The organism is Sneathia sanguinegens, assembly GCF_001517935.1.
GTDB lineage: Bacteria > Fusobacteriota > Fusobacteriia > Fusobacteriales > Leptotrichiaceae > Sneathia > Sneathia sanguinegens.
The window spans coordinates 1-22350 of the sequence record NZ_LOQF01000008.1; the positions used below are offsets into that span (position 1 = coordinate 1).

The 22350-nt window shown below is 27.0% G+C and carries 24 protein-coding genes and 1 rRNA gene; 24 read left to right on the plus strand and 1 reads right to left on the minus strand.

Translation table 11 applies throughout. From position 1 onward, the window contains the following. Window positions 1-55 precede the first annotated feature (55 nt). From rrf to AWT65_RS04300, 3 genes are all read left to right on the plus strand, one after another. A 5S ribosomal RNA gene (gene rrf / locus AWT65_RS04290) occupies window positions 56-163 on the plus strand. 122 nt (window positions 164-285) lie between these two features. Further along, the gene (locus AWT65_RS04295; RefSeq protein WP_066729704.1) at window positions 286-726 is read left to right on the plus strand and encodes a LytTR family DNA-binding domain-containing protein; all 441 of its coding nucleotides are present in this window, start codon (window positions 286-288) and stop codon (window positions 724-726) included. A 9-nt stretch (window positions 727-735) separates the two neighbouring features. Further along, complete coding sequence (locus AWT65_RS04300) at window positions 736-1167, plus strand: DUF3021 domain-containing protein (RefSeq protein ID WP_066729706.1); 432 nt, start codon at window positions 736-738, stop codon at window positions 1165-1167. A 6-nt stretch (window positions 1168-1173) separates the two neighbouring features. Here AWT65_RS04300 and AWT65_RS04305 read toward each other — a convergent pair whose 3' ends face one another. Next, window positions 1174-1599: a DUF2147 domain-containing protein gene (locus AWT65_RS04305; RefSeq protein ID WP_066729708.1), complete on the minus strand. Its 426-nt coding sequence runs from the start codon at window positions 1597-1599 to the stop codon at window positions 1174-1176. Between the two features lie 492 nt (window positions 1600-2091). Here AWT65_RS04305 and AWT65_RS04310 point away from each other — a divergent pair, with 492 nt between their 5' ends. From AWT65_RS04310 to AWT65_RS04410, 21 genes are all read left to right on the plus strand, one after another. Beyond that, window positions 2092-3057: a thiamine pyrophosphate-dependent dehydrogenase E1 component subunit alpha gene (locus AWT65_RS04310; protein ID WP_066729709.1), complete on the plus strand. Its 966-nt coding sequence runs from the start codon at window positions 2092-2094 to the stop codon at window positions 3055-3057. Between the two features lie 14 nt (window positions 3058-3071). Beyond that, window positions 3072-4067, plus strand: a complete 996-nt coding sequence (locus tag AWT65_RS04315) for an alpha-ketoacid dehydrogenase subunit beta (protein WP_198142952.1) — start codon at window positions 3072-3074, stop codon at window positions 4065-4067. A gap of 10 nt (window positions 4068-4077) precedes the next feature. Then, window positions 4078-5100 (plus strand): dihydrolipoamide acetyltransferase, encoded by a 1023-nt coding sequence (locus AWT65_RS04320; protein ID WP_066729711.1) that lies wholly within the window; start codon window positions 4078-4080, stop codon window positions 5098-5100. 14 nt (window positions 5101-5114) lie between these two features. Next, window positions 5115-6812: a dihydrolipoyl dehydrogenase gene (lpdA, locus tag AWT65_RS04325; protein ID WP_066729713.1), complete on the plus strand. Its 1698-nt coding sequence runs from the start codon at window positions 5115-5117 to the stop codon at window positions 6810-6812. A 16-nt stretch (window positions 6813-6828) separates the two neighbouring features. Continuing rightward, window positions 6829-7821, plus strand: a complete 993-nt coding sequence (locus AWT65_RS04330) for a lipoate--protein ligase (protein ID WP_066729715.1) — start codon at window positions 6829-6831, stop codon at window positions 7819-7821. Between the two features lie 8 nt (window positions 7822-7829). Beyond that, entirely contained in the window at window positions 7830-8225 is a 396-nt protein-coding gene (locus AWT65_RS04335; protein ID WP_374041690.1) for a pyridoxamine 5'-phosphate oxidase family protein, read from the plus strand. A gap of 112 nt (window positions 8226-8337) precedes the next feature. Then, entirely contained in the window at window positions 8338-9360 is a 1023-nt protein-coding gene (glpX, locus tag AWT65_RS04340) for a class II fructose-bisphosphatase (protein ID WP_066729719.1), read from the plus strand. Between the two features lie 81 nt (window positions 9361-9441). Beyond that, window positions 9442-10524, plus strand: coding sequence for a tRNA 2-thiouridine(34) synthase MnmA (gene mnmA, locus AWT65_RS04345; protein WP_066729721.1), 1083 nt, complete (start codon window positions 9442-9444; stop codon window positions 10522-10524). An 11-nt stretch (window positions 10525-10535) separates the two neighbouring features. Beyond that, window positions 10536-12326 carry a tetratricopeptide repeat protein gene (locus AWT65_RS04350; RefSeq protein ID WP_066729723.1) on the plus strand — a complete coding sequence of 597 codons (1791 nt, stop codon included), beginning with the start codon at window positions 10536-10538 and terminating at the stop codon, window positions 12324-12326. After that, on the plus strand, window positions 12307-12828 hold the full coding sequence (locus tag AWT65_RS04355) for a hypothetical protein (RefSeq protein WP_066729725.1): 522 nt from the start codon (window positions 12307-12309) through the stop codon (window positions 12826-12828). Before AWT65_RS04350 ends, AWT65_RS04355 begins: the two co-directional genes overlap by 20 nt. Continuing rightward, window positions 12788-13660: an alanine racemase gene (locus AWT65_RS04360; RefSeq protein ID WP_066729727.1), complete on the plus strand. Its 873-nt coding sequence runs from the start codon at window positions 12788-12790 to the stop codon at window positions 13658-13660. The genes AWT65_RS04355 and AWT65_RS04360 overlap by 41 nt, the downstream gene beginning before the upstream one ends. Then, entirely contained in the window at window positions 13660-14946 is a 1287-nt protein-coding gene (locus tag AWT65_RS04365; protein WP_066729729.1) for a transcription antitermination factor NusB, read from the plus strand. Before AWT65_RS04360 ends, AWT65_RS04365 begins: the two co-directional genes overlap by 1 nt. Then, window positions 14936-16636: an NUDIX domain-containing protein gene (locus AWT65_RS04370; protein ID WP_066729731.1), complete on the plus strand. Its 1701-nt coding sequence runs from the start codon at window positions 14936-14938 to the stop codon at window positions 16634-16636. The genes AWT65_RS04365 and AWT65_RS04370 overlap by 11 nt, the downstream gene beginning before the upstream one ends. A 1-nt stretch (window position 16637) precedes the next feature. Next, a complete protein-coding gene (locus AWT65_RS04375) occupies window positions 16638-17201 on the plus strand; it encodes an RNA methyltransferase (protein WP_066729733.1) in 564 nt (187 codons plus the stop codon). A gap of 1 nt (window position 17202) precedes the next feature. Then, entirely contained in the window at window positions 17203-17595 is a 393-nt protein-coding gene (locus AWT65_RS04380; RefSeq protein WP_066729735.1) for a PTS-dependent dihydroxyacetone kinase phosphotransferase subunit DhaM, read from the plus strand. Further along, window positions 17588-18211, plus strand: coding sequence for a hypothetical protein (locus tag AWT65_RS04385; protein WP_066729738.1), 624 nt, complete (start codon window positions 17588-17590; stop codon window positions 18209-18211). The genes AWT65_RS04380 and AWT65_RS04385 overlap by 8 nt, the downstream gene beginning before the upstream one ends. Beyond that, window positions 18204-18692 (plus strand): ribosome maturation factor RimM, encoded by a 489-nt coding sequence (gene rimM, locus AWT65_RS04390; protein ID WP_066729740.1) that lies wholly within the window; start codon window positions 18204-18206, stop codon window positions 18690-18692. The genes AWT65_RS04385 and rimM overlap by 8 nt, the downstream gene beginning before the upstream one ends. Continuing rightward, entirely contained in the window at window positions 18689-19411 is a 723-nt protein-coding gene (trmD, locus tag AWT65_RS04395) for a tRNA (guanosine(37)-N1)-methyltransferase TrmD (RefSeq protein ID WP_066729742.1), read from the plus strand. The genes rimM and trmD overlap by 4 nt, the downstream gene beginning before the upstream one ends. Then, window positions 19408-20055 (plus strand): ankyrin repeat domain-containing protein, encoded by a 648-nt coding sequence (locus tag AWT65_RS04400; RefSeq protein WP_066729744.1) that lies wholly within the window; start codon window positions 19408-19410, stop codon window positions 20053-20055. The genes trmD and AWT65_RS04400 overlap by 4 nt, the downstream gene beginning before the upstream one ends. 11 nt (window positions 20056-20066) lie before the next feature. Then, window positions 20067-21776 (plus strand): phosphoenolpyruvate--protein phosphotransferase, encoded by a 1710-nt coding sequence (gene ptsP / locus AWT65_RS04405; RefSeq protein ID WP_066729745.1) that lies wholly within the window; start codon window positions 20067-20069, stop codon window positions 21774-21776. 20 nt (window positions 21777-21796) lie between these two features. Then, window positions 21797-22348 (plus strand): DJ-1 family glyoxalase III, encoded by a 552-nt coding sequence (locus AWT65_RS04410; protein ID WP_066729746.1) that lies wholly within the window; start codon window positions 21797-21799, stop codon window positions 22346-22348. The last annotated feature ends 2 nt before the right edge of the window (window positions 22349-22350 follow it).

Sequence of the window (22350 nt, forward strand, 5' to 3'; positions counted from 1 at the left end):
TTTACTAAAGGATCTTTTTTACAACTACTATTTATTTCTAATTGTCTTATTAAAACTTGGTGGCAAAGCTATAGGGGTACACCTAGCAACATACCGAACCTAGAAGTTAAGCCTATATACGCCTAAAATACTCAGTAATGGGGAAGATTGGTAACTGCCAAGTTTGTTTTGACAGGAGTTTTATGACTCCTTTTTTTTTACCTTTTATCTTTAAAAATATTGCGTATATCTCAAATCTATTGTTAATACTTAATTTATTTGATATATTAATATCGAGGAGGTAAGATGAAAGTAGAAATTTCAATTGATCAAAAATATTCTAATCCTAAAGTTGTAATTTATTGTAATGAATACACAAGTGATATACAAAATATATATGAGAGAATATTATCATCAGCTACTAAGAAAATATTAGCAATTAAAGATGATAAGACGTATTTATTAGACTTTGATGAGATAGTTAGAGCATATGCTTTAGATAAAAAAGTATTTGTAAGTACTATGAAAGACACATATGAAATTCGTGAGAGAATCTATGAGCTAGAGGAAAAATTATTCTTGGAAAAGTTTATTAGAATTTCAAGAAGCGAAATTATTAATTTAGATTATATAGAAAAATTAGATTTATCGTTTATAGGGACAATTTCTGTAGAATTAAAAAATGGTGAATATTCATATGTTTCTAGAAGAAAATTAAAGACTTTTAAAACATTACTTGGATTGTAAGGAGGTATTATGAAAAAGTATATAGATAGTTTTTTAATTGGTGTTGGTATAGGGAGTTTAATTGAAGCAATAATATCAATATTTTTACATATTAATATCGTTGGTGTTTCTTCATTTGTTGACAGTGTACCTTCAGGGTATGCAAAAATTATTCAATGTATATTTTATGGAGGTTTTGGTATTGTTGGACTTTTAACTAGTAAAATTTACAAATTAAAAATACATTTAGTATTAAAAACAATTTTACAATTAATGGGCTTAATAGTATATTTTATTATTGTAGGAAAATATTTAAAATGGTTAAGTATAAAAAATTTATGGTTCTCATTATTGGTATTTGTTATTATATACTTAGTAATTTGGATTGCAATATATATTGAAAGAAAAAAAGAAGTAGATATGATAAATATGTGCTTAAAGAAAAAGAAGGAAGGTAAATAACCTTCCTTATTTTCTTTTCCATATAACAGTTCTACCTAATAGTTTGATACCAGCTACATAACCATGTACTTTTAAAGTATTGTGATTTTCTAATTTTAAAGAACAATAATATGTTTTACCTGTTTCAGGATCGTAAATTGCTCCATTTTCAAAACTGTCATTGTTTTTATCGTATGTAAAACTACTTATTATTGTTATACCAACAATATCTCTATTTCTTTTAGACTTATCAGGATTTTTATCATCTTTTTTAGGATGTGTCATTCCAATAATATTTCCATATAATTTATTGTTTGCTTCAAAGATTTTAATAGTTGCAACATTTCCACTTTTAGCTGCTTGTGATTTCCAAATACCTAAATAATCACTTTTGGCTGCAAATGAAAAAAATGTTGTTGCGATTAATGAAATAAATAAAATAGTTTTTTTCATTTTTACCTCCTCATTCTATGGTAATTATAACACAAGTTATATTTAAAATCAACTTAGGCTACTTATGTAGTTTATGCACTAATGTCTAATTATTTTTATATTATTAATATTTAATTTAATATATTAAAGGCGAAAATGTATAAATTAAGTGAATTTGTTAAAAAATAATTAAATTAAAAATGATGGTTAATATTTTTTAATAGATGAAATAAGAAAGCTTGTTAAAAGATTAACAATAAGTAAATAAAGGTTTTGCAGTAAAAGTTGTTTGAAAATGTTGATTTTTAGGTTTAAAATTAATATATAGAGGATAATATATAGCTATGATTATTCCATATATATCCTTTTTCTCTTATCATGTTTTTTACTAGATGAAATAAAAGGCTTGTTAAAAGATTAACAATAAGTAAATAGAGGGTTTATTGTAAAGATTGTTTGACATTATTGATTTTTGGGTTTAAAATTAATATATAGTGTATAAAGGGGGAAGTTATGGAAATTACAAAAGAAAAGCTACTTGAAATGTTTGTTCACATGCAAGATGCAAGAAACTTTGATATGAAAATTAATCAACTTGTTAGAAGAGGATTTGTTCAAGGTATGACACACTTCTCGGTTGGAGAAGAAGCTGCAGGGATAGCTGTAACTGCTTCAATGACAGATAAGGATATTCTTTTTACTACTCATAGGGGACATTCTCAATGTATAGGTAAAGGAATGGATATTAATAAGATGATGGCAGAATTAGCTGGAAAAGTTACAGGTGTATCAAAAGGTAAAGGTGGATCTATGCACCTTGCTGATATACAAAAAGGAAATTATGGTACTAATGGTATAGTTGGTGGAGGATTTGCCTTAGCTGTAGGTGCTGCTTTTACACAAAAGAAGAAAAAAACAGGAAATTTTGTAGTTGCAATTTGTGGGGATGGTTCAACAAATGAAGGATCATTTCATGAATCAGTTAATATGGCAGCAACATGGCATTTACCAGTAATATTCTTTATTATAAATAATAAATATGGAATAAGTATGGATATACACCATGCTACTAATACACCACATTTATATACTAGAGCAGATGCTTATGGTATATTAGGTCTATATGAAAAAGATGGAAATGATGTTGTTAAAGTATATAACGAATTTCAAAAAGCAATAGATCATGTAAAAAGTGGAAAAGGACCTGTTATAATGGAAGTTGAATCATATAGATGGTTTGGTCATTCAACAGCAGATGCAGGGGTATACAGAACAAAAGAAGAAGTTGACGAATGGAAAAAAAGAGATCCATTAAAAAAGTTTTCAGAATATTTAATTGAAAATAAGGTGGCAACACAAGAAGAATTAAGCAAACTAGAAGAAGAATCAAAACAAAGAATAGCGGATGCTGTAGAATATGCAAAAAATAGTCCTGATCCAACACTTGATGTAGCATTCGAAGATGTTTTTGCAGATTAAATAGGGGGAAAATGATGGAAACAAAATTAATGTCTTATAGAGAAGCAATTAATCTTGCTATGAGTGAAGAAATGAGAAGAGATGAAGATATATATTTAATGGGTGAGGATGTAGGAATCTATGGTGGAGATTTCGGAACATCAGTAGGTATGTTTAAGGAATTTGGACCAGATAGAGTAATAGATACACCAATTTCTGAAGCAGCTATTGCAGGTTGTGCTATAGGATCTAGTATTACAGGGCTTAGACCAATAGTAGACTTAACATTTATGGATTTTATAACAATAGCATTAGATGCAATTGTCAATCAAGGAGCTAAGTTGAGATATATGTTTGGTGGTCAAGGTATAAAAGTGCCAGTAACAATTAGATGTGCTTCAGGTTCAGGTATAGGATCAGCAGCTCAACATTCACAAGCATTAGAAAGTTGGCTTTGTCATATACCGGGTATAAAAGTTGTAGCACCAGGAACAGTATCAGATGCAAAAGGGCTATTAAAATCATCTATTAGAGATAATAATATAGTAATATTTATAGAACCAAAGGCTGAATATGGTAGAAAAGCAGAAGTACCTTTAGATCCAGATTATACTATACCTTTAGGTAAAGGAGAAATAAAAAGAGAAGGTAAGGATTTAACAATCGTATCTTATGGAAGAATGTTAGAAAGAGTCTTACAAGCTGCAGATGAAGTTAAGAAAGAAGGAATTAGTGTAGAAGTTGTAGACCCAAGAACTTTAGTTCCATTAGATAAAGAAATAATAATAGAGTCAGTTAAAAAGACAGGTAAATTAATGCTAGTAAATGATGCATACAAGACAGGTGGCTTTATAGGTGAAATTTCTGCAATGGTATCTGAATCAGATGCCTTTGATTATTTGGATTCGCCAATATATAGACTTGCTGGAGAAGATGTACCTATACCTTATGCAAGAGTATTAGAAGTACAAATGATACCAAGTGTCGAAGATATTAAGAAAAAAATACACGATATTATGAATAAACAGTAGGAGGAGAAAAATGGAAGAAAAATTAAGAGCTACTCCTGCAGCTAGAAATATGGCAAAAAAAATGCAAGTAGATTTATCAATGATATCAGGAACAGGAGCGAAAGGAAGAATACATAAAGAAGATGTAATGATGTTTATGGAAAATGAAAGACCTAGAATAACACCACTAGCTAAAAAAATTGCAGAAATTAATAATATAGACTATACTAAAATAAAGGGTAGTGGCTTTAGATCAAAAATAATGAAAGAAGATATCTTAGCTTTAATGAATAAAGAAAAGCCTGCAGAAGTTAAGAAAGAAAAAGAAGAAGTTATTACTAAACCTGTAGAAAATAGTAATATAATACCAATGTCTGCAATGAGAAAAGTTATTGCAAAAAGAATGTCAGAAAGCTATTTCTTAGCACCAACATTTACCTTGAATTATGAAATAGATATGACAGAGTTAAAGGCACTAAGAGCAAAATTAATAGAACCTATTAAAGAAAAAACAGGTTTAAAATTAACATATACAGATTTAATTTCTATGGCAGTTATAAAGACATTACAAAAACCTGAACATAAATTTGTTAATGCTTCATTAACACCAGATGTTAAAAATATTGAATTACATGATTATGTAAATTTATCAATGGCAGTAGGTTATGATGAAGGTTTATTAACACCAGTATTAAAAAATGCTGATAAAATGAGTTTAACAGAAATAGTTGTAGGCTTAAAAGATTTAGCAAAAAGAGCCTTAGAAATGAAATTGAAACCTGATGAAATGAGTGGTAGTACATTTACTATTAGTAACATAGGAATGTATGGTGTTGATAGTTTTAATCCAATAATTAATCAACCCAATTCAGCAATTTTAGGAGTATGTGCAACGGTAGATAAACCAGTTGTAAGAGATGGACAAATAGTAATAAGACCTATGATGAATTTATGCTTGACTATAGATCATAGATTAGTTGATGGTTTAGCTGGTGCTAAATTTATGCAAGATTTAAAGAAATTATTAGAAAATCCAATTATGATGTTAGTGTAAAGGGGAGAAAAAATATGGCGACAGAAGTAATCATGCCAAAACTTGGTGTTGATATGCAAGAAGGACAAATACTAGAATGGAAGAAAAAAGAGGGCGATGAAGTAAAAGAAGGAGAAATTCTTCTTGAAATTATGTCTGATAAAACAAATATGGAATTAGAAGCTGAAGTTTCAGGAACTTTATTGAAAATATTAAGAAAAGATGGTGAAACAGTTCCAGTAACAGAAGTAATAGCATATATAGGTAAAAAAGGTGAGGTTATAAATCCAGAAGGAGCTAATAAGGAAACAGAAGTTAAAGAAGAAAAAGTGGAAAAAGAAACAAAAGCTTCAAAAGACTATGATATAATAGTTATAGGTGGAGGACCAGCAGGATATTATTGTGCAATTAGAGCAGCTCAATTGGGAGCTAAGGCTTTGGTAATAGAAAAAATTGAAGTTGGTGGAACTTGCTTAAATAGAGGATGTATACCAACAAAAACATATCTAAAGAATGCAGAAATAATAGAAAATATACAACACGCTAAAAAAAGAGGTATAATATTAAAGGATGAAAAATATACTGTTGATATGGATAAAACAGTTGATGTAAAAAATAACGTAGTTAAGACATTAACTAATGGTATTAAAGGCTTATTCAGAAGCTATGGTATAGATTGTATAAATGGTATAGGTAAAGTACAAAAAGATAAGACAGTATTAGTTAATGATAAGAAATTTACAGCTGATAAGATAGTTATAGCTACAGGATCTAAAGTAAGTAAAATAAATATACCAGGTATAGAAAGTAAATTAGTTTTAACAAGTGATGATATACTTGAATTAAGACAAGTACCAGAAACATTAGGAATCATAGGTGGAGGAGTTGTAGGAGTTGAATTAGCTCAAGCCTTCAATTCATTCGGTTCAAATGTAACAATTATTGAAATGTCTGATAGATTAGTTCCATCATGTGATGAAGAAGTTTCACAAGTATTGAGAAAATCACTTGAAAGTAAAGGAATAAAGATATTAACATCAAGTAGATTAAATTCTATTGAAGAAAAAGAAGGAAGATTAACACTTAAATTAGAAGGTAAAGAAGATGTAGTTGTTGATAAAGCACTATTATCAATAGGAAGAGTTCCAGAATTAACAGGTACTGAAGATTTAGGTCTTGAACTTGAAAGAGGTAGAATAAAAGTTAATGAATATATGGAAACTAATATAGAAGGAATTTATGCACCTGGAGATGTAAATGGTATTAAAATGTTAGCTCATGCAGCATTTAGAATGGGAGAATTGGTTGCAGAAAATGCAATGCAAGGAAATAAGAGAAAAATAAAATTAGCTTCTACTCCTGCAGCTGTATATACAATGCCAGAAATAGGTATGGTTGGATTGACAGAAACACAAGCTAGAGAAAAATATGATATTTCTGTAGGTAAATTCAACTTTGCAGGTAATGGTAGAGCTATAGCTTCAGATGAAACAACAGGTTTTGTAAAAGTAATTGCAGATAAGAAATATGGAGAAATATTAGGAGTACATATTATAGGTCCAGCAGCTGCAGAAATAATAAATGAAGCAGCTACATTAGTAGAAATGGAAATTACTGTAGATGAAGTAGCTAAAACTATACATGGACATCCAACATTCTCAGAAGCTTTATATGAAGCTTGTCTTGATGTCTTAGGAGAAGCTATACATTTACCAAAAAAGATAAATAAATAGAAGAGGGTAAAAATAAATGAAGTATATAGTTAGTAAAACGAATGATACACATTTTAATATGGCAATGGAAGAATATTGCTTTAAAAAATTAACAGATGAAGAAGAAATTTTTATACTGTGGATAAATCAACCATCAATAATTATAGGTAAACATCAAAATGCAATAGAAGAAATTAATGCAGAATATGTAAGAGAAAATAATATTTGTGTTGCAAGAAGAGTTTCAGGTGGAGGAGCAGTTTACCACGATTTAAATAATCTAAATTATACTATTATTTCTTCAAAAGTAGGAAATGAAGCTTTTGATTTTAAAACTTTTTCACAACCAGTTATAAATGTACTAAAAAAATTAGGAGTTAATGCTGAATTTACAGGAAGAAATGATATACAAATAGATAATAAAAAGATTTGTGGAAATGCACAAGCATATTTCAATGGTAGAATGATGCATCATGGTTGTCTTTTATTTGATGTAGATTTAACAGTTTTAACAAAAGCTCTTAAGGTATCTAAGGATAAAATAGAATCAAAAGGAATAAAATCAGTAAGAAGTAGAGTTACTAATATATTGAATGAATTACCTAAAAAGATTACTATAAAGCAATTTATGGATATGATATTAGAAGAAATGAAGAGTACCAAAAAAGATTTTACTGAATATGTATTTACAGAAAAACAATTAGAAGAAATAAAGCATGCAAGAGATACAAAACAAGCCACATGGGATTGGGTATACGGCAAGGCTCCAGACTATAATATAAAAAGAGGGGTTAAGTATCAATCTGGTAAAATTACAACATATGCAGATGTACAAGGATCAATTATTAAAAATATTAAAATATATGGAGATTTCTTTGGTATTAAGGATGTTGATGATATTGAAAAAGTTTTGATAGGTAGAAGATATACTTACAAGGATGTACTAGAAGCTTTAAAAGACATTGATATATCAAAATATTTCTTAGGTATAACAAAAGAAGAAGTAGCTAAAGCAATATGTGAGATATAGGAGGAGTTATAATGAAATTAACAGAAGAAATGAAAAAAATGTTTTCTGAACAATTACCAATAATAGCAACTGTAAATGAAGACTTGACTGCTAATGTAGGTCCTAAAAGATCAGGAAGAATTTATGATGATGAAACTATAGTTTTTAATGAAAATACAGCTGGAAGAACAGAAAAAAACATAGAAAGAACAGGTAATGTTACAATAATAGTAGTAGATCGTGAAAAATTAGATGGTTATAGATTTATTGGAAAGGCAAAAGTATATAAAGAAGGAAAGTATTACGAAGAAGCTAAAAAATGGGCTGAAGGTAAAATGGGAGTTCCAAAAGCTGTAACAGTAATAAAAATTGAAAGAATAGATACTTTAAAATCAGGTCCTACAGCTGGACAAGAAATTAAATAATTATATTAAAAATAGCTAGTTGGTTACTAGCTATTTTTATGATATAATATAAAAAAAATATGGAGAAAATATACATTTAGTAAAGTGATAGACCTTTAAAAATGGAGGAAAAATGAAAAGAGAATTAGCATTAGAATTTGCTAGAGTTACTGAAGCTGCTGCATTAGCAGCATATAAATGGATAGGTAGAGGTAATAAGGAAGCAGCCGATCAAGCTGGTGTTGATGCCATGAGAACTATACTTAATAGAATTAAGATAGATGGAGAAATTGTTATAGGTGAAGGAGAAATAGATGAAGCACCTATGCTATATATTGGTGAAAAAGTAGGCTTAAAAGACAACAATGTTAATTATGAAAAGGTGGATATAGCAGTAGATCCAATAGAAGGTACAAGAATGACAGCACTTGCTCAATCAAATGCTTTAGCAGTATTAGCTGTTGCTAAAGGAGGAACATTTTTAAAAGCTCCTGATATGTATATGGAAAAATTAATAGTAGGACCTGAAGCTAAGGGTTTGATAGATTTATCAAAACCACTTATAGAAAATATTGAGATAGTAGCAAAGGCTAAGAATAAGAAGATAACAGATCTAATGATAGTTGTATTAGATAAGCCAAGACATAAGGAAATAATAAAGGATTTACAAGAAAAAGGTATAAAGGTATATGCCTTACCTGATGGAGATGTTGCAGGGTCAATATTAACATGTATGCCAGATTCAGAAGTTGATATGCTATATGGCATAGGTGGAGCTCCCGAAGGTGTTATATCTGCTGCTGTAATAAAAGTTATGGGTGGAGATATGCAAGCAAGGCTTAAATTAAGATCAGAAGTTAAAGGAATATCACTTGAAAATGATAAAATTTCTAATTTTGAAAAAGTAAGATGTGAAAAAAGAGGTTTACATGTAGGTGATGTTTTAACATTAAAAGATTTAGTTAATACAGATGAAATAATCTTTTCAGCAACTGGAGTAACTAGTGGAGATTTACTTGAAGGTGTTAGAAGAAAGGGAGATATAGCCAGAACTCAAACCTTATTAGTTAGAGGTTCATCTAAAACAATTAGATATATTAATTCGATACATAATTTAAATTATAAGGATCCAAATATAACTCATTTATTAAAATAGGAAAGTTTTAAAGCTTTCCCTTTTTAATTGTAAGAAATAATTAAATAGTGTATAATAAAAATAAAAACGGAGTAATTATTTATGAATAAAAAAGTTGTTGTAGGTATGTCTGGAGGTGTTGATTCTTCTGTAACAGCCTTACTTTTAAAACAACAAGGGTACGATGTGATAGGTGTATTCATGAAAAATTGGGAAGAAAAAGATGAAAATGGTCAATGTACCAGTGAACAAGATTATTTGGATGCACAAGAAGTTGCAAAAAGTATAGGTATTCCTTGTTTTTCAGTTAATTTTGTAAAAGAATATTGGGATAGAGTTTTTGAATATTTTTTAGAAGAATATAGAAAAGGAAGAACACCTAATCCAGATGTAATGTGTAATAAAGAAATAAAATTTAAAGCTTTTTTAGAATATGCTTTTAGTTTGGGGGCAGATTATGTAGCTACAGGGCATTATGCTAAAGTAATACATAGTGATAAGGGAGCAATTCTATTAAGGGGAATAGATGATAATAAAGATCAGTCATATTTCTTATCTGAATTATCAAAAGAACAATTAGAAAAGGTTATATTTCCTTTGGGAGATTATACAAAGCCAGAAATACGAAAAATAGCAGAAGAGTATAATTTAAAAACAGCTAAGAAAAAGGATAGTACAGGTATTTGCTTTATAGGAGAAAGAGATTTTAATAAATTTTTAAGCCAATATTTACCTTCAAAAGCAGGTAACATTGTTGATAACAAGGGTAGAATATTAGGCAGACATAATGGACTTATGTACTATACTATAGGACAAAGAAAAGGTATAGGTATAGGTAATAGCAAAGAAGGAAATGGACAACCATATTTTGTTGCTTATAAAAATTTGGAAAAAAATGAATTAGTTGTTTCTCAGGGGGATACAAGCATACTTTATTCTAAAGGTTTAATATGTAAAGATTTTAATATTATAAATTCTGAAATAATTAATTTTCCATTAAGATGTACTGTGAAATTTAGATATAGACAAAAAGATGTAGCTGCGACTATATATAAAAAGGAAAATTCTAGTATTCAAGTTATATTTGATGAACCACAACGAGCTGTTACAGAAGGTCAAATTATTGTTGGATATTTAGCTAACATTTGTATAGGTGGAGGAGCCATTGATGAAATAATAAAATAGGAGATGGTTTTATGTTCTGGGATTTTTTGTTGGGAAAAAAGAAGGAAGAAAAAGGAAAAGAAAAGATAGTTGAAAAAATAAAAATAAATGATGATAATGGAGAATTAATAGAAGTAGATAAAAAGAAATGGCTGGAAGATTTAGAACAATTTTTAGCATCTAATGCAAGTCTTAATAAAAAATATGATAAATTAGAACTTGCAATAAGTTATGGAGTTTCTAAAGATGTTGTGACATATTGCTTAAGATTATATAGTAAATATCCTCAAGATCAAAGATGTGCTAGTCTACTTTTTCAATGCTATGAAAAAAATGGATTATATTCGGATGCAATAGATGTATATGAAAAATATTCAAAAAATGGGAATTCTTTGACTTATGCAATGTATTATGAAATGGCACTTGCTCAAGAACAAATTGGTGATATTCAAGGTATGGAAAAGAGCTTATTTTTTTCTATATCTTTAAATAAGAATTACACTAAGGCCTTGTATAAACTTAAGGAATTGGTAAAGAAACAATATGATTCAGAAGATTATTTGAAGTGGTTGCAAGAACAAGCAGCCGTTCTTAATTCGTGGTTTTTATATAAAGAAATAGGAGATATATATTACAAAAATAATAATTTAGATAAATGCATAGAAAATTATCTTAAGAGTTTACAATTTCATTTAACAGATGACCATTTATATGAAGTGGCAAAATTTTTATTAATTAATAATAGATATGTAGATTTTGAAAATTATATTTTACCTTTATATGACATTTCAACTAATGAAGAAAAAATTCATCAAATTATATTAAATTTTTATTTTAAAGATAATCAATGTGATAAAGGTCTTAATTTATTATATCAATTGTACGAAAGACAAAATTTAAATGAAAATTTCTATATTTATGAAAAGCAATTTTTAAAGAAAAAATTAAAAAATGAAAGCTTAGCAAAGTATAATTCATATTTGAAAAAAGATTCATGGGGAAAGACAAAGAGTTTACTTTTAAAAGAACCGATATATAATATGCTATTTAAGGAAGAAAAAGACAAAAAAAATGGGAAGACTATACTTATTTTACCCTTTGTTTTAAATACTAAATTTAAATTACAAGATAAAATAATAGATATTTCAAAAAATATACATTTATACCTAAATGAAAAAATTGATATATTAACAAATCTAAGAAGTGCTAGTGTATTTTTATATGATGATTTAGGTGTGAAGCTTATAAGAAATGAATATAGTACAGAGTATTTCGAAAGATTAAAAAAGGGTATTTCTAATTTAGATATGATATTAACAGGGCAATTGAATGTGAAAGATGAGCTAGGTTCTTTTGAGTTTAAAATTTTTACCTATGATTTGAATGCTAAGCAAAGAATTGAAAGATTTAAAATTGACACAAGTTGTGAAACTTTCAATCAAGCTATTAATAAATTTTTTAATTCTACACTTGAAGTATTATCAAATGAAAAAATAAATAAAAAAGATATAGAAGATAAAAAATTTATGGAGTATTATTCAGACTATATTGATATAATATTAAATGTTTTTGGATATAATAAATATAGAGTATATGAAGCTGATAAAATTTTAAGATACTATTTAAAAGAAACAAATATTAATGAAAATACGCTTAATATAGCCTTATCATTAATAAAAAAGATATCTAGTGCCTTACCAATAATAAAGGAAAGATATAATGCAAAAATTTATGAAATAATATCAAAAGGTACTTATTCTGAAAAAGTTTTTGAAAAATTTTATCTAGTGTTTGGAGATAAAAATGAAGAAAATTCTATATAATTTAGCAACTTTAGCTTTACTTATCTTTTTGATTTTAAAATTGTTAGTTGATTATTGTAAAGTTCCAAGCATATATATAACTGTAGGAGGAATTGTATTAACATTGCTCTATTGCATATATTTTTCAAAAAAATACACGATTATGAGATTCAATTTAAAAGGTCTTTGCTTGCTAATTTTAGTATATAATAGCTTAATTACAGTGGCTATCAATGCTTCAACAGTAGTAAGCAATTTGGTGATATTTAATGATAAATTTATGTATATGGTTATTTTAGCAAAATGGTCATATTTGATATCTACTTTCTATTTTGCATATAGAGCATATGTAAGTAAAAAACATAGATGTTTGGCAACTATATATATCTTGGTAGCATATTTTAATATTTTAGAAATGTTTTTGTCTATTGAGGCAGTATTAGAATTTTTAGCAGTTATTTTGGATTATGGACTTGGAAAATATGGCAGAATTAATAATATACAAAAAAAGATTGATAAGTAATTTGAAAAAAATAAGAGAATATTCATCTAATAATATTTATGTTTTAAAAGCAAATGCTTATGGTATGGGCATAGAAAATATAGCAAAAATCTTGTTAGAAGAAGGTGAGAATTTTTTTGCTGTTAGTAATATTGAAGAAGCTTTAAAAATTAGAAAATTAGATGCTAAGTGTAGAATTATGATTTTAGGAGATGTAGATAAAAAAGATCTTGAATTAGTTAAAAAATATATTTTTGAGCCTACCTTATTTTCAGAAAAACAAATAAAAAAATATAAAGACATAGCTGTACATTTGTCTTTTAATACAGGACTTAATAGATTAGGTTTTGATAAATTAGTAGATTTTCCTAAAATTTTGAGTGTATATTCACATATTTCTGATGCCTTTAATGAAAAAAGAGTAAAAGAACAAATAGAAAAATTTGAAGCTTTTGCAAGACATTATCCAAATATACCTAAACACCTATTTTCAACTGAAACCTTGTTAAAATATGGTAAAAAATATGAATATTGTAGAATAGGTATGGGACTTTATGGTTTTAATGAAGGTTTTTTAAAAGTTGCTTATCTAAAGGTTAAAGTTTTGCAACAAAGGTTAGTAAAAAAAGGCGAGTATATATTTTATGGTAGTTCTAATAAAGCAAAAAAAGATATGCAAATAGCGATATTAGAATTAGGATATAAGGATATTAATATACAAAATGCTTGTATGGACATGATGTATATGCCAATAGACAAAAAATTAGCAGATTATGTGTACATCGATATACAATCAGAAAAACAATTAGCTAGTTTATCGACACTTATAAAAAGAAGGATAATAGATAAATAATGATAAAAGAAGATATAATAGACATATTAGAAGCGGTAATAGATGATGAAAAATATAGTAATATAGAAATTAATTATAAATTTAATCATAATAAATATACAAGGGAACAAAAGAATTTTATAAAAAATATAGTTAGTGTAGTTTTAAAAAATTTAATCTACCTTGACTATATTTTAGATAAATTTACAAAGCATATTAGTAAAAGAAGAATAAGACATTTATTAAGACTATCTTTGACACAGATAATTTTTACAAAAGCAGATAATAAAGGAGTAGTTTATGAAGCAAATGAAATAGCTAAGAATATAAATGAATATCAAGCTAAGTTTGTTAATTCTACTCTAAAGAAAATAATAGTAAAGCTGCCAGAACTTAATAAAGAAATAGAAGATAATAAATTGTGGGATAAAAAGTATTCATATCCAAAGGACATTTTCCAAAAAATAAAAATAGATTATGAACAAGAATATTTAGAAATATTAAAAGCATTGAAAAAAAGGACTTATTTGTCAATTAGATTAAATCAAGATTTAGTTAATGTTGACGAATTTTGCTTGGCTAATAAAGATGAAATTCTATTTAGAGTAGATAGTGTAATTTATTTGAAATCAAATAAATGTTTGGAAAAATTACAAGAAAATGAATATTTTATTCAAGATGCAGCTTCTTATTTAGTAGCTAAAAATGTAAATGCAAAAAAAGAAGATGTGGTATTAGATGCTTGTAGTAGTCCAGGTGGTAAAGCTTTATGTATAATGAATATACAAAAGCCTAAAAAGTTAATAGCTACTGATATATATGAACATAAAATAGATTTGCTTAATAGTGTGAAAGAGAAATATGGTTTTGAAAATATGAAAGTAGAGTTAAAGGATGCTACGAAGGCAAATAATTTTGAAAAAGAAATGTTTGATAAAATTTTATTAGATGTTCCTTGTTCAGGTTTAGGAGTTTTAAAAAGAAAACCTGAAAAACTATATAGAGTTAAGTTGGCAGATATAAAAGCCTTAAAGAAAATACAGAAAAAAATAGTAGAAATGAATTTACCTTATCTAAAAATTGGAGGAGAATTAATATATAGCACTTGTACCATAACAAAAAATGAGAATACAAATAATATTAAATATATATTAGAAAAATATCCTTTTCTTGAAGTTTGTCCCTTAGAAATACCAAAACAAATTCATTATATTAAAGATGAAATTGGAGGTATTTATTTAGATTATAGAAATGAATTTCTTGATAATTTCTATATTATTAAATTAAGGAAGAAAAATGGAAATTAATGTTGATAAAGATGTTGAAGAAATTCTTTTTAAATTAAAAAAAATGGGACAGGCCTATATTGTTGGAGGCTATATTAGAGATAAATTGTTGGGTATAGAAAGCAAAGATATTGATATAGCAACAGATATAGATAAAAAAATAATATTAGAACTTTTTTCTGAATATAAACCTATAATTAATTCTGAAAAATATCAATTAATATCTTTTAAGCATAAAGATAAGAGATATGAAATTACAAGATTAAGGGAAGATAAAGGTATTTTTGATGGAAGAAATCCTAAGGAAATAAATTTTATTGATGATATAAAAGTAGATTTAAAAAGAAGAGATTTTACAATAAATGCTTTTGCCTATAATGGAATAAAACTTATCGATATATTTTTAAGTTATCAAGATTTAAATAATAAGATAATAAGAGTTATAGGTGAACCAGAACAAAGGTTAAAGGAAGATAGAATTAGAATTTTAAGGGCCTTCAGATTTGTTGCAAAGTGCAATTTTGATTTAGAGGATAATTTAAAAAAAGCAATAGAAGCTTTGGCTCGGGATAAAAATCTTTTTTCTTTTTTTTCAAAAGATAGACTTTTACTAGAATTTAATAAAATTATAGTATTACCATATGCTGATAAGGCTTTGGAGTTAATGTTTTCATTGAATATTTTGAAGCATTTTATTCCTATTTTTTCTAATCTTACTTTTAATAAAGAAGTATTTAAAATGATTTGTGAAAAATATAAGTATATGTTGAGGGTATATAAGAATATTGATTTAGAATTGGCATATACTGTTCTTTTTTCATTTTCAGGAAAGAAAAAATTAAACTATGAAAGATCTTATGAAAAGGATAGTATAGTCTACTATGAAGATTTTAAAAATACTTTTAAATTTTTTACTATAAATAATGTTAAAAATTTGATATATTATCATAATATTATAGATAAGAAACTTTCTTTAATAATGTTAAAAAGAATGTTACTAGATTTGGTTAATAATAAGACAGTTTGTAAATTATTTAATCTAATAATGATTTTATATAAATTAGATATAGAGAATATACTTAAAATTCTATATAATATACAAAGACTATATATGGCAGAAGAACCAGTATTTTTATCAGATTTAGATTTAGACAATGTTGATTTATATAATTTAGGCTTGAATAATAAAAAGTTTATAGAAATGAAAATGTGGGCGTTTTCTGCAGTATTAAAAGGTAAAATAGCAAATTATAAATATGATATTTTACTATATATTTTAGATAAATATGCTAAACATAAAAAATTATTATATGAAAAGAGTTCAGGAGCAGTAGTTTATAGAAAATATGAAGGAAAATATCAATTTTTGATAATACAGGGAATAAATGAAAAAAGTTTTGGTTTTCCTAAGGGACATATAGAGCAAAATGAAACAGAAGAACAAGCGGCAATAAGAGAAACAAAGGAGGAAACAAATATAGACATTGCTATAAATACAAAATATAAGCAGAGATTAAAATATATATTAGGTGAAAATACATATAAAGAGGTAAGTATCTTTGTAGCAGAGGCTATTAATTATGATATTTTAATCGACAAAAAGGAATTAGTTTTTGCTGAATGGCTAGATTATAAACAAGCTATGAAGACTTTAACTTTTTCATCACAAAGAAATATTTTGAAAAAAGCTATGCTTTATATTTATAATTAAAATGAGAGATAAAATTTTTGTAGGTTTAGTTCACTATCCAGTATATAATAAAAATCATGAAATTGTAGCTACTTCAGTTACAAATTTTGATATACATGATATTTCAAGAACAAGTAGAACTTATGATATAAATAAATACTATATCATAACTCCAGTAGAGTCACAAAAAGAATTAACAAAAAGAATAATGGGGTATTGGCAAGAAGGTGATGGTATAGGTTTTAACAAGGATAGAAATGAGGCTTTTGAAAATACAAGACTTGTTTCTAGTATAGAAGAAGCAATGAAAAATATAGAAGAATTAACAGGTAAAAAACCTAAAATAGTTACGACTTCAGCTAAAATTCATAAAAATAGTATAAGTTTTTCGGATATGAGTAAGCATATTTTAGAAATAGAAGATCCGATATTACTTTTATTTGGTACAGGGTTTGGTCTTATTGATGAGGTTATGGAAAAGTCATACAAAATAATTGAACCTATAAGGGCAAATACAAAATATAATCATTTATCAGTTAGAGCAGCAGTTAGTATAATATTAGATAGATTGTTAGGAGAAAATTAAAATGGTAGGTATAGTAATAATAAGTCATTGCAATAAAATGTGTGAAAATTTAATAAATTTTTTAGATGTATTTAAGACAAGTGATTTTGAATTAGTTAATGGTTCAGATGAAAATGTAAAATTTGGTACAACTAAAGACTATGTAGTTAAAGCTATAAAAAAAGCAAATAAAGGGCAAGGAGTTCTTATTTTATTAGATTTAGGAAGTTCTATAGATTGTGCTATGCAAGCAAAAAAAGAAGTTGAAAAGGAAATAAGAGTTGAAATAGCGGATGCACCTTTAGTTGAAGGAGCAATTTCTGCAGTAGCAGGGAATGATGAAAGTATTGATTTAGAAACTTTGAGAAAAATTGCAGAAGATAGTAGAAATTTCAGAAAGGTTAAGAATGATTAAAAAAATCTTAAATGGTAAAAAGATGAAGATATCTCAAAATATACTTGTAACATATTTAATATTCTTATATATGTTGATACCAAGTATAGGGATATATTTTATTTTTAACTTTATTATTTTAAGAAAAGCAAATTTAATATTTTTGTTAGTACCACTTATATATTTTTCAATATATGAACTTTTACAAAAAATATTATATAAAAAAATAAAAATTAACAAAAATGTAATTATTTCCTTTTTTGTATTAGTTTTAATAGTTAGAATACCTTTTTCATATATATTTTTACCTATAAGCTTAATACTTCTTTTGAGAGAATTAAAAATTAAGGATTCTATATTTGTAGCTATGGAATTGGTGAAAAATAATATATTTAGGATACTTTTTACATATTTTGCACATATTTTTATATTGTCAATAGTGTTTTCTGCGTATTTTATTATAAAAATAAATTTTTTTGAAAATATAATTTTAACAAATAACGAAGTATACAAGTATATACTAAAAAATAGTATGGTTTTGTCATATTTTTCTCCCCTTATTTTTGCAATTAGTTCATTTTTGCTATATAAAAATTTGGAACAAAATGATATAATTAGGGGTGGGATAAATGGATAATAGTACATACTATATTGGTAAGATAACAAGTACACATAAATTAGCAGGTTCTGTTAAGGTTAGTACAAAATTTATGGACTTAGTGAGTCTTGTTGATAAAAATGTTTTAATTTCTAAGGGAACAGATATTAAAGTTCTAAAAATAGAAAAAATTGAAAATGCTAATAAATCTCGAGCTATTTTTACTTTTTCTAATGTAGATAATATAGATGATGCAAAAAAAATTGTAGGATATAATATAGACATTAGAAAAGATCTAATACCAGATTATGAAGAAGAAAAATCTATAATAGGTTATCAAGTTTATGAAAATTCTTGTAATATAGGACAAGTAATAGATATTTTAGAAACAGCTGCACATGATATTTTGATTGTAGAAGGTGAGAAAGAAATAATGATACCTTTTATAGACATATTCGTAAAAGAAATAGACGATGAAAAAGAGCAAATAAAAGTTGAACTTATAGAGGGTATGAGATGAAAATAAGCATATTAACTTTATTTCCGGAACTTTTTGACCTATACTTATCACAAACAATTTTAAAAAGGGCGGTTGAAAATAATTATTTAGAATTTGAACTAATAAATATTAGAGATTATTCTACAAATACATATCATCAAGTCGATGATACACCTTATGGTGGAGGTGCAGGAATGCTACTTAAGCCAGAACCTTTTTTCAAATATTTTTTTGAACAAAAAGAAAAAGGAAGAAAACCTTATGTGATTTTTGTTAGTCCACAAGGTAAGGCTTTAAATCAAGAAAAAATAAATGAATTGAAGGAAAAGGAAGACATAGTTTTAATATCAGGAAGATATGAAGGCTTAGATCAAAGAGTAATTGATAGATATGTAGATGAAGAAATAAGTATAGGAGATTTTGTTTTAACAAGTGGGGATTTACCAGCTTTATGTATTTTGGATTCTATTGCTAGGCAAGTAGACGGAGTTATTACAGAAGAATCATATAAAACAGATTCTTTCTTTAATGGACTTTTAGGGTTTCCACAATATACAAAACCAAGTAAATTAGGACGCCACGAAGTTCCAGCAGTTTTATTAAGCGGTAATCATAAGGAAATAGAAAATTATAGATTTATTGAAAGTGTTAAGAAGACTATAAAAAATAGACCGGATTTGATTGCAAAAAAATTGCAAGAAGATGATGAATTTAGAAAAATGATAGAGGATTTATTATGAAAAAAATTTTGATAGTATTGCTTTTGTTACCCTGGCTTTCTTTCTCTAAGGATTATATCTTTGAGTATAATAAAAATATTGAAAAAGAAAAAGAAATAACAAAATTATTTAATGCTATTAAAACAAAAAATAACATATATGCCAAAATGTTATTAGAAAAAAAGAAGAAAGAAAATTCAAAGTCATATAATATTCCCTGGGACATTGAAAAAGATGAAAATATTGATCCCAATATTAAGGATGTGCAAGGGTATACCCCAGTTATTATCGCATGTATGTATGATAATCTTGAAATACTAGAGTTCTTGATAAAACAAGGAGCAAATTTAAATTGTTCTCATCCCATTTTGGGTAAAACTATGTTAGCAACAGCTATAGCATATAATTCAACAAAGGTAGCTATTTACCTTATAACTCATCATAAAGAAATGATTAATCAAGCTAGTCAATCTGATGGTTGGTTAGCAATAGAAGAGGCAGTTTTGAAAGAAAATAAGGAAGTATTATTAGAATTATTGAAAAATGGTGCTGATATAAGGAAAAAAGATAAAAGAGGAAATAATGCATATGATTTAGCAACAAGACATGGTAAGGGAGCTATAGTTAAAATATTAAGAGATTATGAATTAAGTAAATCAAAATAGGAGGATATGTAATGATAAGATTGACAGGAATAGGTGCTTCTGAAGGAATATCTCTAGGAAAAGCACTTATTTATACAGATGATAAAATAGATTTAGAATCTTTAAAACAATCTAGTTTATCGGTTGAAGCAGAATTAATTAAATTAAATGATGGTGTTACAAAGACAAAATCTCAACTTTTAGCAATTAGAGAAAGAGTAAGAGAAAAATTAGGAGAAGATAAGGCCTCAATATTTGATGCACATATTGAATTATTAGAAGATGAAGATCTTCAAGATGGTATAAAAGAAAGAATTACTTCACAATCAATGAGTGCCGCATATGCAATATATGAAGGAATAGAAGAAACATGTAAGATTTTATCACAATTAGATGATGCCTATTTGAAAGAAAGAGTTAGCGATTTAAAAGATATTTGTAAAAGATGGATAAAAAATACTTTAGGAATGAGAATAAAAGATTTATCTATTTTAGAACCAAATACTATAGTTATAACAGAAGATTTAACACCTTCTGATACAGCTCAATTAGACCTTGACCATTGTGCTGGATTTATAACTGAAGTAGGTGGAAAAACAGCTCACTCAGCTATTATGGCAAGATCTCTTGAAATACCAGCAGTTGTTGGTGTTAAAAATATTGTACAAACAGTAAAAGATGGGGAATTCTTAGTTTTAGACGGTGAAAGAGGACTAATATACCTATCTCCAACAGAAGAAGTTATTGAAGCATATAAAAGTAAGAAAAAAGCATATATAAAAGAAAAAGAAGAACTTAAAAAAATAAAAGATTTACCTGCTATAACAGCTTGTGGAGAAAGAACTGTTAAAGTTATGGGTAATATAGGTAAACCTGAAGATATAGATGCAGTAATAGCTGCAGGTGGTGAAGGTGTAGGACTTTATAGAACAGAATTCCTATTTATGAATTCAGATCACTTGCCAACAGAAGATGAACAATATAGAGCATATAGAATAGTTGCTGAAAAATTAAAAGGTAAGCCTGTTACAATCAGAACAATGGATATAGGTGGAGATAAGGAATTACCATACTTAGATTTACCAAAGGAAATGAATCCATTCTTGGGTTATAGAGCAATAAGAATTTCATTAACACATAAAGATATGTTTAAGACTCAATTGAGAGCTATATTAAGAGCAAGTGCATATGGAAAAATAAAAATAATGTATCCTATGGTTTGTTCTATAAATGAAATAAGAAAATCTAATGAAATTTTGAAAGAATGTATGAAAGAATTAGATGAAATAGGTAAGGTATATGACAGAAATATAGAAGTTGGTATAATGGTTGAAACACCATCAACAGCAATGATAGCTTATAAATTTGCAAAAGAAGTTGACTTCTTCTCAATAGGAACTAATGATTTAACACAATATTTCTTAGCAGTAGATAGAGGAAATGAAAAAGTTTCTGCATTGTATAGTGCATATAATCCTGCAGTATTAGAAGCTATACAAAAAGTAATAGATGCAGGACATGATAGAGGAATTACTGTAAGTATGTGTGGTGAATTTGCAGGAGATAGAAAAGCAACAGAAATACTATTAGGTATGGGTCTTGATTCATTCTCTATGAGTGCAGGATCAATATTAGCAGTTAAGAAAAAAATTAGAGATTTAAAATATGAAGATGCTAAAAAATATAGAGATATAATTTTAAGTAAAAATACTCCGGAAGAAGTTATAGATGCACTTAATTAGTATGAAAGAAGGTAATATATATGAAAAAAGTTGCATTGACATTAGTTAGTGATTTTGAAATAGTAGAAGCAATGGCTCCTTTAGATATGTTAAGAAGAGCTGGTATATATGTAGATGTAATATCAGTTGAAAATAAGGATTATGTAAAAAGTGCGATTAATGTTGAAATAAAGGTAGACAAAAAGTTAAAGGATGTAGATTTATCAAATTATGATTTAGTTATTTTACCTGGAGGACCAGGAACAAAGAATTACTATGACCATAAGGAAGAATTATTGGATAAGGTAAAGGAAAATTACAATAATAAGAAAATGGTTTCAGCAATTTGTGCGGGGCCTTCTGTCTTAGCTAATTTAGGAATATTAGAAGGTAGAAAAGCTATATCTTTCCCTAGTTTTCAACATGTCTTAGTAGAAAATAAGGCAGAATTAGTAAATGAACAAGTTGTTGTATCAGATAATGTTATTACAGGTCGTGCAGCAGCTGCATCAATTGATTTTGGATTAAAACTTGTTGAAATGTTAGAAGGTAAAGAAAAAAGAGCTGAAGTTGAAAAAGCAATAGTATATTAGGA

Excerpts from the sequence above, each read along its gene's own strand:
- AWT65_RS04295 (WP_066729704.1), top strand. The coding sequence starts at position 286 with ATGAAAGTAGAAATTTCAATTGATCAAAAATATTCTAATCCTAAAGTT.
- AWT65_RS04300 (WP_066729706.1), top strand. The coding sequence starts at position 736 with ATGAAAAAGTATATAGATAGTTTTTTAATTGGTGTTGGTATAGGGAGT.
- AWT65_RS04305 (WP_066729708.1), bottom strand. The coding sequence starts at position 1,599 with ATGAAAAAAACTATTTTATTTATTTCATTAATCGCAACAACATTTTTT.
- AWT65_RS04310 (WP_066729709.1), top strand. The coding sequence starts at position 2,092 with ATGGAAATTACAAAAGAAAAGCTACTTGAAATGTTTGTTCACATGCAA.
- AWT65_RS04315 (WP_198142952.1), top strand. The coding sequence starts at position 3,072 with ATGGAAACAAAATTAATGTCTTATAGAGAAGCAATTAATCTTGCTATG.
- AWT65_RS04320 (WP_066729711.1), top strand. The coding sequence starts at position 4,078 with ATGGAAGAAAAATTAAGAGCTACTCCTGCAGCTAGAAATATGGCAAAA.
- lpdA (WP_066729713.1), top strand. The coding sequence starts at position 5,115 with ATGGCGACAGAAGTAATCATGCCAAAACTTGGTGTTGATATGCAAGAA.
- AWT65_RS04330 (WP_066729715.1), top strand. The coding sequence starts at position 6,829 with ATGAAGTATATAGTTAGTAAAACGAATGATACACATTTTAATATGGCA.
- glpX (WP_066729719.1), top strand. The coding sequence starts at position 8,338 with ATGAAAAGAGAATTAGCATTAGAATTTGCTAGAGTTACTGAAGCTGCT.
- mnmA (WP_066729721.1), top strand. The coding sequence starts at position 9,442 with ATGAATAAAAAAGTTGTTGTAGGTATGTCTGGAGGTGTTGATTCTTCT.
- AWT65_RS04350 (WP_066729723.1), top strand. The coding sequence starts at position 10,536 with ATGTTCTGGGATTTTTTGTTGGGAAAAAAGAAGGAAGAAAAAGGAAAA.
- AWT65_RS04355 (WP_066729725.1), top strand. The coding sequence starts at position 12,307 with ATGAAGAAAATTCTATATAATTTAGCAACTTTAGCTTTACTTATCTTT.
- AWT65_RS04360 (WP_066729727.1), top strand. The coding sequence starts at position 12,788 with ATGGCAGAATTAATAATATACAAAAAAAGATTGATAAGTAATTTGAAA.
- AWT65_RS04365 (WP_066729729.1), top strand. The coding sequence starts at position 13,660 with ATGATAAAAGAAGATATAATAGACATATTAGAAGCGGTAATAGATGAT.
- AWT65_RS04370 (WP_066729731.1), top strand. The coding sequence starts at position 14,936 with ATGGAAATTAATGTTGATAAAGATGTTGAAGAAATTCTTTTTAAATTA.
- AWT65_RS04375 (WP_066729733.1), top strand. The coding sequence starts at position 16,638 with ATGAGAGATAAAATTTTTGTAGGTTTAGTTCACTATCCAGTATATAAT.
- AWT65_RS04380 (WP_066729735.1), top strand. The coding sequence starts at position 17,203 with ATGGTAGGTATAGTAATAATAAGTCATTGCAATAAAATGTGTGAAAAT.
- AWT65_RS04385 (WP_066729738.1), top strand. The coding sequence starts at position 17,588 with ATGATTAAAAAAATCTTAAATGGTAAAAAGATGAAGATATCTCAAAAT.
- rimM (WP_066729740.1), top strand. The coding sequence starts at position 18,204 with ATGGATAATAGTACATACTATATTGGTAAGATAACAAGTACACATAAA.
- trmD (WP_066729742.1), top strand. The coding sequence starts at position 18,689 with ATGAAAATAAGCATATTAACTTTATTTCCGGAACTTTTTGACCTATAC.
- AWT65_RS04400 (WP_066729744.1), top strand. The coding sequence starts at position 19,408 with ATGAAAAAAATTTTGATAGTATTGCTTTTGTTACCCTGGCTTTCTTTC.
- ptsP (WP_066729745.1), top strand. The coding sequence starts at position 20,067 with ATGATAAGATTGACAGGAATAGGTGCTTCTGAAGGAATATCTCTAGGA.
- AWT65_RS04410 (WP_066729746.1), top strand. The coding sequence starts at position 21,797 with ATGAAAAAAGTTGCATTGACATTAGTTAGTGATTTTGAAATAGTAGAA.